Source organism: Paenibacillus radicis (ex Xue et al. 2023), assembly GCF_024722015.1.
In the GTDB taxonomy this organism is placed as follows: domain Bacteria; phylum Bacillota; class Bacilli; order Paenibacillales; family NBRC-103111; genus Paenibacillus_S.
The window spans coordinates 53,751-71,015 of sequence record NZ_JANQBD010000018.1; the positions used below are offsets into that span (position 1 = coordinate 53,751).

General features: G+C 45.8%; 11 protein-coding genes. 10 read left to right on the forward strand and 1 reads right to left on the reverse strand.

Annotated features, from left to right (window positions below):
- Positions 1 to 79: 79 nt before the first annotated feature.
- Positions 80 to 1,114: a metallophosphoesterase family protein gene (locus NV381_RS23285; RefSeq protein ID WP_258215683.1), complete on the reverse strand. Its 1,035-nt coding sequence runs from the start codon at positions 1,112 to 1,114 to the stop codon at positions 80 to 82.
- 187 nt (positions 1,115 to 1,301) lie between these two features.
- Between NV381_RS23285 and NV381_RS23290 the strand changes: the two genes are divergently transcribed.
- The 10 genes from NV381_RS23290 (at position 1,302) to NV381_RS23335 (ending at position 17,235) form a co-directional block, all read left to right on the forward strand.
- Positions 1,302 to 2,516 carry an ROK family protein gene (locus NV381_RS23290; protein ID WP_258215684.1) on the forward strand — a complete coding sequence of 405 codons (1,215 nt, stop codon included), beginning with the start codon at positions 1,302 to 1,304 and terminating at the stop codon, positions 2,514 to 2,516.
- 130 nt (positions 2,517 to 2,646) lie between these two features.
- The gene (locus NV381_RS23295) at positions 2,647 to 3,660 is read left to right on the forward strand and encodes a hypothetical protein (RefSeq protein WP_258215685.1); all 1,014 of its coding nucleotides are present in this window, start codon (positions 2,647 to 2,649) and stop codon (positions 3,658 to 3,660) included.
- On the forward strand, positions 3,650 to 5,689 hold the full coding sequence (locus NV381_RS23300; RefSeq protein ID WP_258215686.1) for a deoxyhypusine synthase family protein: 2,040 nt from the start codon (positions 3,650 to 3,652) through the stop codon (positions 5,687 to 5,689). Before NV381_RS23295 ends, NV381_RS23300 begins: the two co-directional genes overlap by 11 nt.
- A complete protein-coding gene (locus NV381_RS23305) occupies positions 5,686 to 6,510 on the forward strand; it encodes an HAD family hydrolase (protein ID WP_258215687.1) in 825 nt (274 codons plus the stop codon). The genes NV381_RS23300 and NV381_RS23305 overlap by 4 nt, the downstream gene beginning before the upstream one ends.
- A gap of 53 nt (positions 6,511 to 6,563) precedes the next feature.
- Positions 6,564 to 9,824, forward strand: a complete 3,261-nt coding sequence (locus NV381_RS23310; RefSeq protein ID WP_258215688.1) for an alpha-mannosidase — start codon at positions 6,564 to 6,566, stop codon at positions 9,822 to 9,824.
- Positions 9,825 to 9,861: 37 nt separating this feature from the next.
- Positions 9,862 to 10,929 carry a bifunctional heptose 7-phosphate kinase/heptose 1-phosphate adenyltransferase gene (locus NV381_RS23315; protein ID WP_258215689.1) on the forward strand — a complete coding sequence of 356 codons (1,068 nt, stop codon included), beginning with the start codon at positions 9,862 to 9,864 and terminating at the stop codon, positions 10,927 to 10,929.
- A gap of 144 nt (positions 10,930 to 11,073) precedes the next feature.
- Entirely contained in the window at positions 11,074 to 13,428 is a 2,355-nt protein-coding gene (locus tag NV381_RS23320; RefSeq protein WP_258215690.1) for a helix-turn-helix domain-containing protein, read from the forward strand.
- Between the two features lie 139 nt (positions 13,429 to 13,567).
- Positions 13,568 to 15,187, forward strand: a complete 1,620-nt coding sequence (locus NV381_RS23325; protein WP_258215691.1) for an extracellular solute-binding protein — start codon at positions 13,568 to 13,570, stop codon at positions 15,185 to 15,187.
- A 140-nt stretch (positions 15,188 to 15,327) separates the two neighbouring features.
- Entirely contained in the window at positions 15,328 to 16,221 is an 894-nt protein-coding gene (locus NV381_RS23330; RefSeq protein ID WP_258215692.1) for an ABC transporter permease, read from the forward strand.
- A 141-nt stretch (positions 16,222 to 16,362) separates the two neighbouring features.
- The gene (locus tag NV381_RS23335; RefSeq protein WP_258215693.1) at positions 16,363 to 17,235 is read left to right on the forward strand and encodes a carbohydrate ABC transporter permease; all 873 of its coding nucleotides are present in this window, start codon (positions 16,363 to 16,365) and stop codon (positions 17,233 to 17,235) included.
- The last annotated feature ends 30 nt before the right edge of the window (positions 17,236 to 17,265 follow it).

Below are 17,265 nucleotides of genomic sequence, written 5' to 3' on the forward strand. Positions count from 1 at the left end.
GGAATAACAAAATAACCTTCTACCTCATGAAAATTCATTAAGTAAAAGGTCCTAATTATTTATATCGTATTGCAGGAGTCTACCACAAAGGTATTTTCCATTGTGAGGATTCTATCCAAGTGCGATTGCTGAATTCCCTTGCCTTCAATATTACCTGATGCGGATAAACCTCCACATACAATCCCTGTGCAGGATTTGGCTCTCCACCCTCAACACCTCTTGAACGGCCGACAGAAGCATTATTGAACCAATGGAATGAATTTTGCCAATTATAATGCTCTTCACCAACGAAATTACGATGGGTATGCCCGGATAACACAAACACATTTTTGTAAGGTGCAAGAATAGCTCTGAATTCTTTGGCTCTAATTAAACGGTGCGACCCTCCGTCCGTTCCGGGATCCGGTAATGGCTGATGAATAAAGACGATTGCGGGACGTCCATCTTTATGAGCCTTCATGATGCTGCGGAGCCATTCCATTTGTTCATCCGAATACCAAGCGCCCTCACCGACCTCAGGCTTCTCTTGAACGTATACCTCCTGTGACATCATAATTAGATGGACATCATTCACCCAGGCGTCGATATACGGTTTTTTTGTATAATAGGCCATGAAATTGATAAAGCGTTCGCGGGCCATGGCATCCGTTTTGCCGTTAGGCATTGTTTCCGTGGAGAAGCCGCCTTTGGATGTCAGCCAGATGTCATAATAATCGTGGTTGCCCATGTTGGCATAAAGCTGAGGAAGCGTGTAACCGCTTAAAATATCTTTCAGCAGCTTATAGTCGCTGGCTCTTCCGAAATCCGTCAGATCTCCTCCAAAAACAATAGCGTCAAGAGGTGTTTCCCATGCGGCAATGTCTTTAAGTGCCATGTGAAGTCTATCCGTCATACTTGATTCACTAACCGATATATGAAGATCGCTCAGTAAAAAAAAGGAAGCCAGCGGAGTATTGGAAGGCTCTTGTGCAGAGGAACTGGGTTGACCAAATTTCACGTTTGCCGATTCGGCATTTACCATCCAACGACGGACAAAGGGAATCGAGGCAGTTGCTCCTGCTGACAAAAAGGCTAGAGACATCAGCAATTTCTTAACAAAACTTCTACGGTTCATCTCGCTATCATCACCATCACTTATCCATTAAAATGCTCTCTATAAAGCCATCTTAATTATACCTTTACAATTAGGCAATCTCAATACTTGGTAAAAATGATGTCAGGATATGTCGAATGAGTCGATCTGATGGAGGATATTAGGGGTTTACAAAAAGCGAAAACATCAAGTATAATTAATTAACTAAATGATTAAGAAAATAAAGGATGAGAGAACAATCGTTTCCAATAAAATGATTTATTTGCAGCAGGTTAAACAAAATAATATGTCAGAAGTGCTGGGACGCCTATGGCAATACAGGCAAGCTTCTCGTGTTGAATTGGTTGAACAAACGGGATTAACCTCAGGAACGCTAACTAATCTTACACATGAATTGATTGAGATGAACATATTGCGTGAGAATGAGTCGATCTCGGGCAGCGTGGGAAGAAGAAGAGTTATGCTCGGATTTGACCCCCGTGTTTACCGGATCATTGGCCTGGATATAGGTCGGACTGCTCTGGAGATCGTAGTCATGGATCTTAATGGAGAAATATTGCAATCAATCGAAAGGGATATGAGCGGTTGTAAGGGACCTGATGACTATTTCCGTATCATTACCCCTCTAGTGATTGAAGTTAAAAAAGGTCTTGAAGCAGAGGGCTGCAAAATTCTTGGTTTGGGTGCAGGAATACCGGGTCCAATTGATTATGATCAAGGCACATTGCTTTCACCGCCTAACTTTCCAGGCTGGGAGGGTTACCCTGTGCAGCGTGTATTAGAAGAGCAATGCGGTCTTGTTACGCTTATCGATGATGATGCACGGACTTCTGCTATGGCTGAGCGCTGGTATGGATTAGGTAAAAGCATTCAAAATCTTGTGTTCGTTACTATGGGAGTCGGTATTGGCGGCGGAGTGGTATCCGGAGGGGTGATTGTCAGGGGAGCTAACGGGCTTAGCGGTCAAGTAGGGCACATGACGATTGTACAGGATGGTAAAATGTGCGATTGTGGAAACCGTGGCTGTTGGGAAACGGTAGGATCAATTCCTGGCATTTTAAGCAGATGGCCTCAAGGCCGTACTATAGAAGAATTTCAAGCAGCTGTTCAGAATAGAGATCCTGAAGCGCTTCAATGTTTAGATAAAACCATTAGCTATATGGAAACTGCTTTGGTTAATATACAGAACCTGTATGATCCCGAGCTGATCGTGCTTGGCGGCCGACTGTATCCTTTATTATCAGATAGCATGGATAAACTGAAGCCGCGCTTCCGGTCAAGATTATACGCCTTCGCCAAAGACAAATTGAGAATCGAATCTTCTACTTTTGGAACCTCCCAAAGCGCGGTAGGAGCAGCTGCCTTACTGCTGAATTTTCTTCTATCCGAACCGGTCAGGCTGCTGTCGTTAACTGAAGGATGATCGTGAACATCGGATTAAATAGCTCCAGGCAGGATTAGCTTGTTTTTTAAAAATAGAGAGAAGATCGACCAAATTTTTTTAATGAATTAACTTAATTATTAAGAAAATACATTTTGGAGGTGTGTTAGCCTTGGAAGGCTCGCTGTATCGTCCTCTCCGGAACTCCGGCTGTAGAATTATAGATGATATTGTTTTTAAAGGCTATCGTTCCCTATTGCTGGAAAATGAGAAGCTGCTCGTTCATTTGCTCCTGGATAAGGGTGGGGAGCCCGTTCGTTGGCTGCATAAGGAGACGGATACCGATTTTATCTGGTTTACTGAGCAAGGCTTGAGCCGAGCGCAGCCCTTGTATGCAGATTATCAGGACAATTACATAGGCGGCTGGCAGGAAATGCTTCCTGAAGTGAGCTATACCTCCCAATATCGCGGGGCAACGGTGCATCGGGGAGAATCCGCTGTCACTCCTTGGGAGTATCAAATTATTAAGGATGAAAGGGACGAGATTCAAGTACGGCTCATCAACCGCATTCGCTCTATGCCGATAGTTACGGAAAAAATAATGACTCTAAAGTCTGGCAGCGGGACTGTGGTTATTAAGGAAACTCTTCATAATAGATCTGACTCGACGGAGCTGGAAGTTAATTGGGGGCATCATTTGGCTTACGGATTCCCATTCCTTGATCAAGAATCATTCATTACATTGGGCGATGCGGCCCAAATAGTTCACCCCCGTACTGGAGAAAGCTGGGATTGGCCTAAACTCGTGCAGAATGACGGAATTATCGCAGACCTGTCACTTATGCCTGCTGAGGGGACTGAACGCGAGCTGCTTTATATTAGAATGACAGAGCACAGATACCGTCTGACCAATCCGCGCAAGCAGGTTGCTCTCGAGGTTCGATGGGATGGATCGGTTTGGCCCTATTTATGGTATTGGCAAAATTTCAAGGCAGACTGTGACGCTCCCTTCTATGGCTGTGAGTATAATATCGGCTTGGAGATGTTCAATGTCCCGCCCAAACTGACGTTGAGCGAGGCAGCTAAGCTGGGGTTAGCCTTAAAGGTTCCTGCTGGAGGGAATATATCCTCATGGCTGGAAATTGAGGCTGTTGATTTAAGAAAGGAGGCGGCCCATGGCTGTTGAAAATAGATTGTCGTTTCAAGGCATTAAAACAAACTCTGTTTTTGACCGGACCAATCTCGTCACAATAAAAAATATGGCTCGACCCTACGAAGATAATCTTGAGGAGTGGTCTGGCTCGAGTTCGCTCGAGTTTCAGCAATTGGTTGATCGTATAATAGCAGCACGTTTGGCTGGATTGCCTGTCATATGGTCCATGGGGGCTCATGTAATTAAAAATGGACTTTCACGATATATCATTGAATTGGTTAGACACGGATTTCTAACTCATGTTTCAGGCAACGGAGCTACAAGCATTCATGATTTTGAACTGGCTTTTCTTGGCGAGACCTCAGAGGATGTGGCACGTTCGATAGAGGACGGATCGTTTGGCATGTGGGAGGAAACCGGAAGCTATATGAACGAAGCGGTACAACAGGGAGTCCAGCTTGGATTGGGCTACGGTGCGAGTCTTTATAAATATTTATCGGATTATCCGGAAAAATTTCCTTATTATGATGATTGTGTTTTTGTACAATGCCAGAAATATGGAGTTCCTTATACATGCCATATCTCGATTGGTACGGATATTATTCATCAGCATCCAACGGTTGAGTTTGCGGCTCTTGGGGCAGCCTCCGGTGAAGATTTCCGTCTTATGAGCCGTTCTGTAGAGGGGATGCAAGCTGGAGGGGTGTTTTTAAACTTTGGCTCAGCTATTTCGGGTCCGGAAATTTTCTTGAAATGTTTAGCGCTCGCTCGAAACAGAGGTTTGCCGATGAGCGGAATTACAGCTGCCAATTTCGATATCGTTTCCGTGCCTGCCGGGGGCAAGCTTCAAGATACGGACCCGTCCTACCATTATAGACCACGGCGTGTTTTTATCGATAGATTGAATGAGATTGGCGGAATGGGTTGTCTGTTTCCTGGTCTGCACCAGCAGACGATACCGGCATTGTTTCACGCATTGCTATTGAAGAAGGAGAAGCAGGGAGTTGAGTTTCCTGAAATATCGACTATCCCAAATACTCCAATAGCTGGAGACAATCAGGTAACAATGTTTCCGGTAAGTATGAGAAATAGCAGACTGCATGTGGAAGCGTTATCAGAGCTGGGATATGGTAAGGAGAGTGCAAGCACTCCGGGTATGGGAAGCTTGAATGGCCCTGAGTTCGATGATTTTATTAAGCGATTATGGACTGCCCGAAATAATGATTGCCGCGTCCTGGTATCGGTAGGAAGCAATATGGTAGGAAGCGGAGTGAACCGATATTTGGCCGATTTGATAAAACGCGGTTATATAACTCATCTTGCCGTTACTGGCGCCGCCTGCAGTCAGGATATAGAGTTGGCTGTATGTGGTCGGGCAGAAGAGCTTGAGGAAGGATATTTGCAGGCCGGCAAGCTGGGCATGTGGAAGGAAGCAGGAGATATCCTACATCGGGCATTATCGGAGGGCCTTGCTGAAGGAAAAGGATATGGGCAAAGCTTAATAGCTTACGCCGGCAAGCATCCGCAAAGCTTTCCTTATATAGAAGAGAGTCTGCTAGGAGCATGTGCGCGCTATGGCATACCTTATACTTGTCATATTACAATCGGGACCGATGATATTCAGCTTCATCCGGATTCCAATTTTGCCGAGCAAGCGAAAGCAAGCGGATATGACTTCCAGTCCTACTGTCATTCAGTGGCGAATTTGGAAGGTGGGGTGTTTATCAATTTTGGCTCAGCGGTGACGGGGCCGGAGGTTTTTCTTAAAGCATTGTCCATCTCGAGAAACTTGCAGCATCAGGTACACCATATTACAACTGCGAACTTCGATATTGTTAAGCTGGGAGATTACTCGAAAAAAGTTGGATACGAGGATTGGGACTATTATTATCGGCCGCGTAAAAATATTATTCATCGGCCTACGAGCCTTGGCGGGAAAGGTTTTCATTGGGAGGGCTTGCATTCAGATACGGTTCCCGCCGTATGGAAAGCTCTCGCTTCTATGGAGAAGCAAGCTGAAGGCATGAGATGCAATCACATAAAGGAGAGTGAGACACAATGAGCAGCACGAAGCAGTCTGAGAGAATTAAAGCCATACTGTTTGATTTTGACGGTACACTGTCCACACTAAGAGCAGGCTGGGAAGAAACGATGGCTCCATTTTTCAAAGAAGCAATTGCTGGAAGCTATAACCTGACATCGGAGGAATCCGCTTTGCTTGAGAAGGAAATTGAAGCTTATATAGATCAATCGACAGGTATTCAAACGATCTTCCAGATGAGATGGCTGGTAGAGAAGGTTAAGGAGAAGGGCTGGAATAGTGAGCCTCTGGGGGAATGGGATTACAAAGCAGAATATAACCGCCGGCTGCTGCTAAAGGTGGAGGATCGTGTGAAAGGTTTGCGCGAAGGGTTATACAATCCGACAGATTTTTTGATCAAAGGCTCAGAAGCACTGCTGGAGCAGCTGAATAAGGAAGGCATTCCCATGTACATAGCAAGCGGAACGGATCATCCGGATGTAGTGAATGAGGCTGAAGTGCTTGGGGTCAAGCATTATTTCAAGGAAATCGCTGGTGCTCCGGTGGGGCGTGCGGATTGCTCCAAAGAAAAAGTAATTCAGGAGCTCTTGGCGCAGCAGGAATTTCGAGAAGTTGGGCTAGCGGTAATAGGGGACGGTAAGGTGGAAATCAAGCTGGGCAAAGAGAATGGTGCTGTGGCCCTCGGGCTTGCAAGCGATGAAATCAAACGGGAAGGGATAAATCCTGTAAAGCAGAAGCGCCTGGAGGCAGCAGGAGCCGACTTTATTGCCGGTGATTTCACGGATACTGCACAATGGCTTGAGTGGCTGGGAATTGATAATAGGACAGAGCAGCAGAGCTGACGAACAAGCAGGTTGAAGCAAGTACAAGACTTATTACTTGGGGAGGATTATGCATGTTTTTAACAATGGATAAATTGTGGAAACGAATTGAGGAATTAAAGGGTCATCGTTATGTCGATCATCGCGAGCTTCCCTCTTATGACTTCTGGATCGATCAGGAGGCAGAGATTGCACAGAAGCCGCCCGAAGATGCAGAGTGGGGAAAAATGGCAGTCGGTGATCGCTGGCAAGGCTGGGATTTGACCGCTTGGTTGAAGACGGATGCCGTAATTCCGGCAGAATGGTCAGGCAAACAAATTGTTGGTCTATTCGATTTCGGTAAAACCGGCTCAGGGCATAATTGGGGCTTTGAATCGCTGCTCTATGTAAATGGAGAGCCCTATCAAGGGGTGGGCAGCAATCATACGGAGGTTTGGTTTCCAGAGTCATTCCTGGGACAAAGGATTGAGCTCTTGTTCAAGGTCTGGAGCGGCTTAAGTGGCGCTGATGGAACCAAAACGGTGCAGGAGCATCAGCTGCGTATGTCGGCGCTGGCTGTGCTTGAAACACAGACGGATGATCTCTATCATACGGCGTTCGCTGTCTGGCATACGATTCAAGTGCTGGATGAGAATCGCTGGGAAAGGCAGGCGCTGGTCAAAGCGCTTGATCGTGCGCTGCTGCTGTTGAATTGGCGGGTGCCGGGCGACGATGCTTTCTACGAAAGCGTTCACGCGGCCAACCGGAAATTAAAGGAGGAGCTGGCGAGCTTGCCTGCCTTCCAGCCCCTGACAGTACGCTGCATTGGTCATACGCATATAGATGTGGCGTGGTTGTGGAGATTGAAGCACACTCGTGAGAAAGCGGCTCGGTCTTTTTCTACCGTACTGAGGTTGATGGAGCAATTCCCGGAGTACGTCTTTCTACAGACGCAGCCACAGCTGTATGAATATATAGAGCAGGATTATCCGGAAATTTTCGCCAAAATCAAAGAACGCATTCAAGAAGGCCGATGGGAAGCCGGTGGCGCTATGTGGCTGGAATCGGATTGCAATATTCCTTCCGGTGAGTCTCTTGTACGCCAGTTATTATATGGGATGCGCTATTTCGAACGTACCTTCGGAGTTAAATGTGAATATTTATGGCTCCCTGATGTTTTTGGCTACAGCTGGGCATTACCGCAAATATTACAAAAAAGCGGCCTGCGTCACTTCATGACAACTAAAATCAGCTGGAACGTATATAACCGGTTTCCTCATGATACCTTTTATTGGAAAGGCATTGACGGTACAGAAATATTAACGCATTACATTACAACGCCCGACCCGGACATTAAGGAAAGCACGTTCACCCGGTTCTATACGTATAACGGTCAGGTGCTGCCAGCAACTTTAAACGGGATATGGAATAATTATCGGGATAAGGAGGTTAACGACTCCCAGCTGCTCTTATCCTACGGCTGGGGTGATGGCGGCGGTGGCCCTACCCGTACGATGCTTGAAATGCGCAGAAGGCTGGAAAACATGCCTGGAATGCCGAAAGCAACTACAGGGCGCGCTGATGAGTTTTTCAATAAGCTGGAGCAAACTGTCGAGCAATCAGACCGCTATGTCCACCATTGGGACGGGGAGCTGTATTTGGAGCTGCACAGGGGCACCTACACCTCTCAGGGTTATGTGAAAAAGATGAACAGGCGTATGGAATTTTTGCTCCGGGATGCGGAGATGGCTTCGGTTTTCAGCAGTCCGCTTGTAGGCTATGCGTCTTACCCACAGAAGCAGTTATATGACAGCTGGAAAATCGTACTTCGCAATCAATTCCATGATATTTTGCCAGGCTCATCGATAACTGAAGTGTACGAGGATTGCCGTGTCGAATATGCGGAAGCTGAACATTTGGCTGAAGATGCTTTTTCGCACGGATTAGAGCTATTGGCGTCATGTGCAGCAGCAAAAGCAGGAGAATGGCTTGTGTTTAACTCATTGCCATGGAAGCGCAGCGAGATTGTGCATCTTCCCTGGAAGCCAAGCTATGAGGGCGGGCAATGGACAGATGCATCGGGCGCAATATTGGCGGCGAGCCGCGTCAGTGGACCGGATGGTGGAGAAGGTCAGCTCCAGCTCCTTGTGGGGAACATTCCGGCAATGGGATATACGACCTTGCGTATGCAAACAGCAGCGCTGGTAGAAGTGACAGAAGCGAGTACAACGCAGCGGGCCTCGTCATTTACTTTTGGAGAGCAGCGTGTGACCACACCATATTATGAGATCGAATGGAATGAAGCTGGACAGCTCAGCAGGCTATTCGATAAACGTACCGGTCGTGAGGTCATTGCAGCAGGAGAGACCGCCAACCGATTTGATGTTCATGAGGATAAACCGGCGTTCCACGACAACTGGGAAATCGATATTTTTTATACGGAGAAATTGCGTCATGTAACTGACCTGCGGAGTGCAGCTGTTGTAGAAGAGGGGCCGCTCCGCGCAGTCATCCGTTTCAAATGGGAGTATGGCCCGACAAGGATCGAGCAGGATATGATCTTGTATGCGGATCATCCGAGAATCGACTTCTCCACATGGGTTGACTGGCATGAAAGGGAAACGCTGTTAAAGGTGGCATTCCCGGTGTGCGTTCGAGCGGCGGCAGCGACCTATGAAATTCAGTTCGGGCATGTGCAGCGTCCGACGCATTGGAATACAAGCTGGGATTATGCGAGGTTTGAAACATGCGCCCACAAATGGGTTGATTTATCCGAGCGGGGATTTGGCGTCAGCTTGTTAAATGATTGCAAGTACGGCCACGATATCAAGGATCATGTAATGAGGCTTACTTTAATTAAATCATCCAACAAGCCCGATCCGCAATGCGATAAAGGCGAGCATACCTTTACTTATTCCTTGCTCCCGCATGAAGGGGATTGGTTCACGGCGGGTACAGCTGAGCAGGCGCACAGATTGAATGTGCCGGTAACGGTTATGGAAATTGCCGATAGCTCGACCGTGGCAAACCATGCTTCTTCAGCTGGAACGGCCGCCAATATACTGCCTGCTGAGCTTAGCTTCATTGGCGTAGCCGGGGATCACGTGATGATCGATTCGATCAAGAAAGCGGAAGATTCGGACAGCTGGATTGTGCGCTGCTATGAATATGCAGGCAAGCGTGGACATGTCATGTTCCATACCCATTATTCCATTGTAGAGGCGGCGGAAGTTAATCTTGCCGAGCTTGAAGCTGAGGCTATACGCCATGAGGCAAATGAATTTGGAGCTTATTTCAACCCTTTCGAGCTGAAAACATTCCGGCTCACTCTTTCAGAGGCACACGAAATTTCATAAGAATAGCCTTTGAAAGGCGCTAAGGGGGGAGAAGCTAATGAGTACAGAGGAATTGCATAGTCTTTCTGACATTTTACAATTCACAGGATTGACAAGGGAGAGAATAGAACATATTTTACAGCGTATCTCAACTCTGAGAGTTGGTGTGATCGGTGATGGCTGCCTTGATATGTATTGGGAGGCTGATATGATCTTAAGCGAATTGTCGAGGGAGACGCCGCATTATAATCTTCCAGCTGTCGTAGAGCGCTTTGCACCAGGTGCCGCCGGCAATGTCGCTGTCAATTTCAAAAGTCTTGGCGCTGCGGAAGTAAGCTTTTGCTCCGTTGCAGGAGCAGATTGGCGGGGGGCTTTGCTCAAGGAAGCTTTAACTACCCGGGGGATCGATGATTCGTTTGTACTTGTTGAGGCAGGCCGGGTAACTCCGGCTTACTGCAAGGTAATCATGCAGGGAATACAAGGCGTGAGGCAGGAGGCGCCCCGCATCGATTTCATTAACAGGGAGCCTTTATCCGAAGCGGCTCAGCAGCGTGTTGTAGCACAGCTGGACCTTATGGCTATGAAGGTTGACGTAATAAGTGTAACCGATCAATTGCCCCATGGTATCATGGGGGCTGCTTTAAGAGAACGGCTGCAATATTGGTCCTTGAACGGGAAAAAGGTAATCGTGGACAGCCGGGACCGGATCGGTGCTTACAGCGGAGTTGTGCTCAAGCCCAATGAGCTGGAGGCGCTTCGCTGGTACCACGGAAGCGTGAAGCTGCAGCTTCAGCCAACAGAGGCGGAAATATTGAAAGCGGGGCTGCAGCTTAGCAGAAGCTCCGGCGCTCCTTGCTGCATCACAGTCGGGGAGAAGGGAGCGGTGTGGTTCGAGGACGGCCAAGCGACTCTGGTGCCAACGAAGCCTGTTCCGCCGCCTGTTGATATTGTTGGAGCAGGAGATTCCTTTACGGCAGCCTTTCTATCGGCGTGGGGAGCGGGATGCGCGGGTCCTGAAGCAGCGGCCTTTGCCCATCTGGCTGCCGCCGTGTCCGTTGGCAAAATAGGAGAGACGGGAACAGCTTCTCCGCAAGAGATAATGAGCCGCTGGGAGAAAGTAAGATAGAGGCGGGAATTTTCCGCTAGAATGAAAGGGAATAAGTGTGGGGCGACACGAAGTTATGATTTTCTACTAACGTAGGAGCCCCATATGATAATCCTTCCCCAAAAACATATTGTAAGGGGTTGCACAAAGATTGGGGGTTTGAATATGGGGTGGCGGCAGCTTGCTTTGCTTTTACCGGGAAATAAGCTTTTTAATAAAATTCTTTTGTATTTCTTATCCTTATTAATCCCTATTGTGATCATTGGCTTAATTGTCTATTTGAATGTGGATCATTTGGTCAAGAAGGATGTTTCCCAGAAGCTGACGGATAACCTCATTTTCTCATCCAGAACGGTTGACGGGTACTTGGGAATGGCACAAACGGCTAACAACAACCTGATAATGAGCGATACGTTCCAGAGGTATCTGCAGCCTTATCGGCAATTGCCCGATTCGGATAAAGTGAATGTACCGTTAATCATAAGAGCCATAGCGGAAAATCTTAACCTGCTGAGCTCCTTTGTCGATCATATTTTTATGTATACCGATACGGATAAAATTTATACAAGTCAAGAACTGGCTGATTTCAACACTTTTTTTGATGAGTTTTATCAAATGGAGCGGTATTCCAAATCGTACTGGAAGCAAAAGCTGCTGAAAAGCAGTTTCTTTGAGCTGCTTCCTCCCAGCATTGTCGGGGACTATAACGGAATTCATTTGAAACAGTCCATTCCAAGCGTAACAACTCAGTACGTCAATGGAAGGCTGGTCACGATGGTCACCAGTATTTCCGTTCCAGCTATAACGGCTGCTTTTAAAAACAACTCCATTTTTCCAACAACGTCTTATTTCATCGTAGATAAAAAGCAAAATCTTATTCTCAATAACAGCGGTCTTAGCCCGGAAATCATTCGCAGTATCGCTGAACAGTTCCCTGAAGAAGGGCGAACCGAATATATGAAGGTCGATGATTCTGAATCATTGGTCGTAAGGATTTCCTCCGAAAATTTTGGCTGGAATTATTTTTCAATAACTCCCGTGTCGTCGTTCAGCAATGAATCCTCGAGCATTCTTAGCCTGGTGTTCTGGATTTGCATTACGTTGATAGTTGTTGGAGTGCTATTCTCCTTCGTATTCAGCATGAATCTGTACAATCCCATTAAAAATATTCGGGACATTCTGATTCAAAGCGAGAAGCAAATTAATTTCGGCAACGAGTTTAGAAGTAATGACGAATTGAAAATGATTGGGAATCGAGTCCATCAATTGGTTCAACAGCACCAGGATGCGTCCCTTAAAATAAATAAATATTCGAGCGAGCTGCTCGATCAGTTTTTTATGAATTTACTCAGAGGAAACCATTGGGTTCAGCAGGAGACATTAAGCCAAATATTAGAGGATATCAGCTTTAAGGCCGAGCGTTACTTATGCTGCAATTTCATGTTCCGTTATAAGGAAAGGTTTTATCATGAAATTCAGGAAACGGACCGATTGCTCATTCAGGAAAAAATGAAAAAAGTCGTTTGGGGCATCATGCAGCAGCATGTAGATTGCTATTTGTTGGAGTATGAGCCGAATTTCTATGTATGCCTGGTATGTATGAAGCGGGAGGAGGATCGCTCGCTGCTTAACTTGGCGCTAGAAACAATGAAGCAAACCTTCGAGTACGATACGGTCTATTGTGAGCTGACGATCGGCTTGGGGAAAATGTATCCGAAGGTAGAAGATATTGCTATGTCCTACAGCGATGCGATGACTGCAATGGACCAGAAGCTGAACGGTTCGGATAATCCGATAGCGGATGCGGCCGATTTGACGATCGAGCAAACGTATTACTATTCCTTTTTGGATGAGAATAAATTGGTTAACGGTTTGAGAGCAGGCAATATGGAAGGGTTAAAGGCAGATGTGGATGAGCTGATACGGCTGAATAAAAACCGTGGCGTTTCGTATTCATATCTTGGGGCATTGGTTGTGGAGCTGTGGAACACGGGTATTCGGTATATCCATGAAAAGCAGCTTAGCTTAAATCAATTGCTTGCAGAGGAAGAGTATAAGGTGCTGCTCAATAAAAATATGGCTCCTAATGAATTTTATGATCGTGTACAACGTTTGCTCGATTTTTACCAGCGTATTATTCATGAGACAGCGGCCAAGGGAGAAACGCGAGCTGAGACCGTTATTTCTTTAATTACCGGATATATTGAGAAAAACTATCACAAAGACATTTATTTGGAAAGCATATCGACTGAAATCGGTTTATCTGCCAAGCATGTTTCCCGGACCTTTAAAGAAGGAACGGGAACGAGTATTACGGATTATATCGGCTTTATTCGTATGACAAAAGCCAAAGAGCTGTTAATCCACTCCAATTACAAAATAAACGAGATTGCCGAGCGTGTTGGCATTGGCAGCCGGACAACTTTCTTGCGTGTATTCAAAAAATCTGAAGGCATATCGCCTGTAGATTACCGCAATGCCCATATTCATGAGCGTGACGTTAGTGATGCGGAATTATGAATCCTATGCGAAGAAACGGAGCATTCCTTTGATGTGTCAAAACGGAACCATTTGCGCTGTTTTGACAATGTTCAACCTCTTCCCGAGCACTTACACTGAGGCAGCAGGTTACAAATAACGATTTATTAGGAGGCAAAACATGCGATTGACAAAAAAGGGGTATGTTGCTGCAGGCTGCTCAACCGTATTACTGCTTAGTGTGTTATCCGGCTGCGGAGGGGATTCGAAACAGGCGAACGGTACAGGGAAGGAAAAGGCGAAACCGGCAGGGGCGGCTGCTCAATCCGATAAGCCCTTGGCGCTGACCTGGATGAGATATGAGCATCCGACACAGCCGCTGGACCCAAACTCCAAAATTTTTCCGGAAATATTGAAGAAGAAAAATGTGAAGCTGGATGTTCAAAGTACACCTCAGAGCAATTATGACGATAAGAAAAAGACGCTGATCGCTACCAATTCGATTCCGGATGTGCTGCTCGTTAAGCAGGATGATCTTTCCAACTTTTCGGATACTGGAATTTTTCTGGATTTAACTCCTTATCTCGACAAAATGCCTAACTTCAAAAAGATTATGCAGGAATTCCCTGAGATTAACAAAAACAAAATGGACGGGAAGCTATATGGATTTCCACTGACTCAGAAATTTGCCGCATCACAGTCTGGGCAGGTTCCTGTCATTCGAGTCGATCTACTCAAGAAATTAAATGTGCCGACACCAACTACTTATGAAGAATTGTATCAAGCGTTTAAAAAGCTGAAGGAAGCGTATCCCGAAACATTCCCGTTCACTAGCCGTGCAGCCAATGGCTTGACTGGGACTGAAAACTTGATTAATCCTATTGCTTTTGCATTCGGAAGCGGATACACGAATACGACTGGGGCAAAGGTTTATTACGATCCCACTCTGAAGCAGTATAAATTCGGCCCGGCTTCGCCGGAGTTCAAAGAAGCGATAAGCTACCTGCGGAAGCTTTATAAGGATAAGCTGCTTGACCCGGACTATGCGTCGGCTACCTCGCAAATTTGGCAGGAGAAGCTGAGCTCGGGCAAATCGCTCTATTATATGGATAACACTGGGTTTGGGGCTAACTTCAATGCTGCTTTGAAGAAAAAGGATCCGGAGGCGCAATTTGATATGCTCCCAATTCTGGCAAGTCCCAAAGGTGTGAAGCGGGTACAGCTTTATCAGCTTGACCATTTGCAGGAGTCATATGCGATCAGCGCCAAGGTGAAGGATCCTGAGAGGGTCATCCAGTATATGGATTGGCTGTACTCTGATGAAGGAGTCCGCTTGACCTCTTGGGGCCTTGAGAACGATCACTATACGATGGATAACGGCAAATACAAAATCAATGAGCAGTTCTTTAGTCAGTTCAAAGAAAAACCGGATCCATACACAGCTATGAAATCCGTGCTTGGAACGGGATATCTCGGATTAGCGCTTCATACCGATGATTCGCCGAATGTTGCTTCCCAAGCCAAAGAAATGCTGGAGTGGACTGAGAAAAACTATCAATTTATAAAAGAAGGTTCGGCGTTCAGAATGGCTTATGATCCACCGTTCACCAAAGACGAACGTGAAAAATTGAAGCAGCTAAGAACGCAGCTGGACGCCTATTTAACGCAAACGATGGATAAGTTCATTATGACCGAGGGAGCCATCGACAAGGAATGGGACGGATTTATCAAGCAAGCCAAAGAAAAAGGCGCTGACGAGATTGAAAAAATATTTAACACCGCATTGGCGAGGGTGAAATAAGGATAAAGGAATGAGGGCAAGTCCTGCTAAGAAGGCGGGGCTGCCCCCAAATATCCTTTTAGGAGGTGCTCAACATAGCTGCGTTCATAGAGGAATCATTAGTTTCTGGAGCGGCCGACAAAGCGGACAAATGGTCGGAAGTGAAAAGAAAGCTGCATAAAAGCAAGTTTTTATATGCCTTGTTCGTACTGCCCTTTATATATTTTGCCATTTTTCACTATGCTCCTATGATAGGTAATATTATGGCTTTTCAAGAGTACTCCATAATTAAGGGATATTTCGACAGTCCATGGGCGGGAATAAAGTACTTCAAGCAATTTTTAACCGATCCGTACTTCTGGAAAGTAGTTCGCAACACCTTGCTGCTTAATTTTTATTCTTTGATCTTCTATTTTCCGGCTCCGATTATTTTTGCCATATTGTTAAATGAGCTTAGAAGCAATAAATTCAAACGGTTTATTCAAACGGTAACTTATGTACCCCATTTTCTGTCGACGGTTGTCATTGCGGGGATTATTATTAATTTTCTGTCCATCTCCGGTTTGGTCAATCAACTCCTTGTGCTCTTGGGCTTGGAGCCCAGAACGTTTATGGCTTTCCCTGAATGGTTCCGCACAATCTTCGTCAGCTCAGAAATTTGGCAAGGCATTGGCTGGAATTCGATTATTTATTTGGCGGCTTTATCATCCATAGATCCAGGCTTGTATGAGGCTGCAACCATCGATGGAGCTAACCGTTGGCATAAAATCCGCCATGTTACTCTTCCGGGTATTTCTACCGTCATTACGATACTACTGCTTCTTTCAATAGGTCATATGCTGTCCGTTGGCTTCGAGAAAATCATTTTGCTATACAGCGGTCCTACTTACGAAACGGCGGATGTCATTCAAACTTATGTTTACCGAAGAGGTCTGATCGATGCTGATTTCAGCTTTGCCGCTGCAGTAGGAATTTTTCAATCCGTCATTTCGCTGGTCTTGATTGTTTTCGCGAACCAGTTTGCCAAAAGATTTAATGGAACCGGTTTGTTCTAAGCAATGCCTATGCCTAAGCAAAAAGCTTTCTTGAGAAAAACTCAGCAAATGCTTACGATGAAAGTTTTGCATTCGCAAAACTCAGCAAATGCTTACGAAGAAAGTTTTGCATTCGCAAAACTCTAAGGAGACAGAGCCATCATGAATCTGAAAAAAATAAGTTTTTTCGATACGCTCAATATAATGGGTATGCTGCTGTTAATCGCTGTTACCTTTTACCCTTTATATTATATGGGGATTGTTTCCATCAGCTCCGGTCTCGCTGTCCAGCGGGGAGATGTATTTCTATATCCAGTTGAGCTTTCATTTAAAGCATACAGCGTTGTGCTGGACGATCCTGCCATCCTCCGTTCCTATGGAAATACGTTGTTATATACGGCTCTAGGTGTCACGGTCAACTTAATTATGACCACCTTATGCGCCTATCCATTATCCAGGACCTATTTATACGGAAAATCACTGTTTGCCTTTTTCGTTGTTTTTACGATGTTTTTTGACGGGGGATTAATTCCTAGATATATGGTTGTCAATTCTCTCGGGATGGTTAACACGATATGGGCGATCTTAATTCCTACGGCGATCAATGTATTTAATATGCTGCTGATGCGAACTTTTTTCGAGCAGATTCCCGAGGTGCTGAATGAATCGGCTACTATCGACGGGGCGGGTGAAGGAAGGATTTTGCTGCAAATCATATTGCCCTTATGTATGCCTGTTATGGCAACCATGTTTATTTTCTACGCAGTGTCACATTGGAACAGCTTTTTCCCGGCATTAATTTATTTGAATGATAAAACCATGTTTCCGCTGCAAATTTTGGTCCGCAATATCGTCATCCAGGGTGAGCTTTCGTCGCAAATTACAGAGATGGGTTCGAATGAAGGAACGTCTCTGATGGCCCAAAATGTGAAATATGCCGTAGTTTTCATTGCGATCCTTCCCATCCTTGCCATATACCCGTTTGTGCAAAAATATTTTGTTCAGGGAGCGATGCTAGGAGCGGTCAAAGGATAGCAGGAATGAAATACAAATAGGAATGAAGGA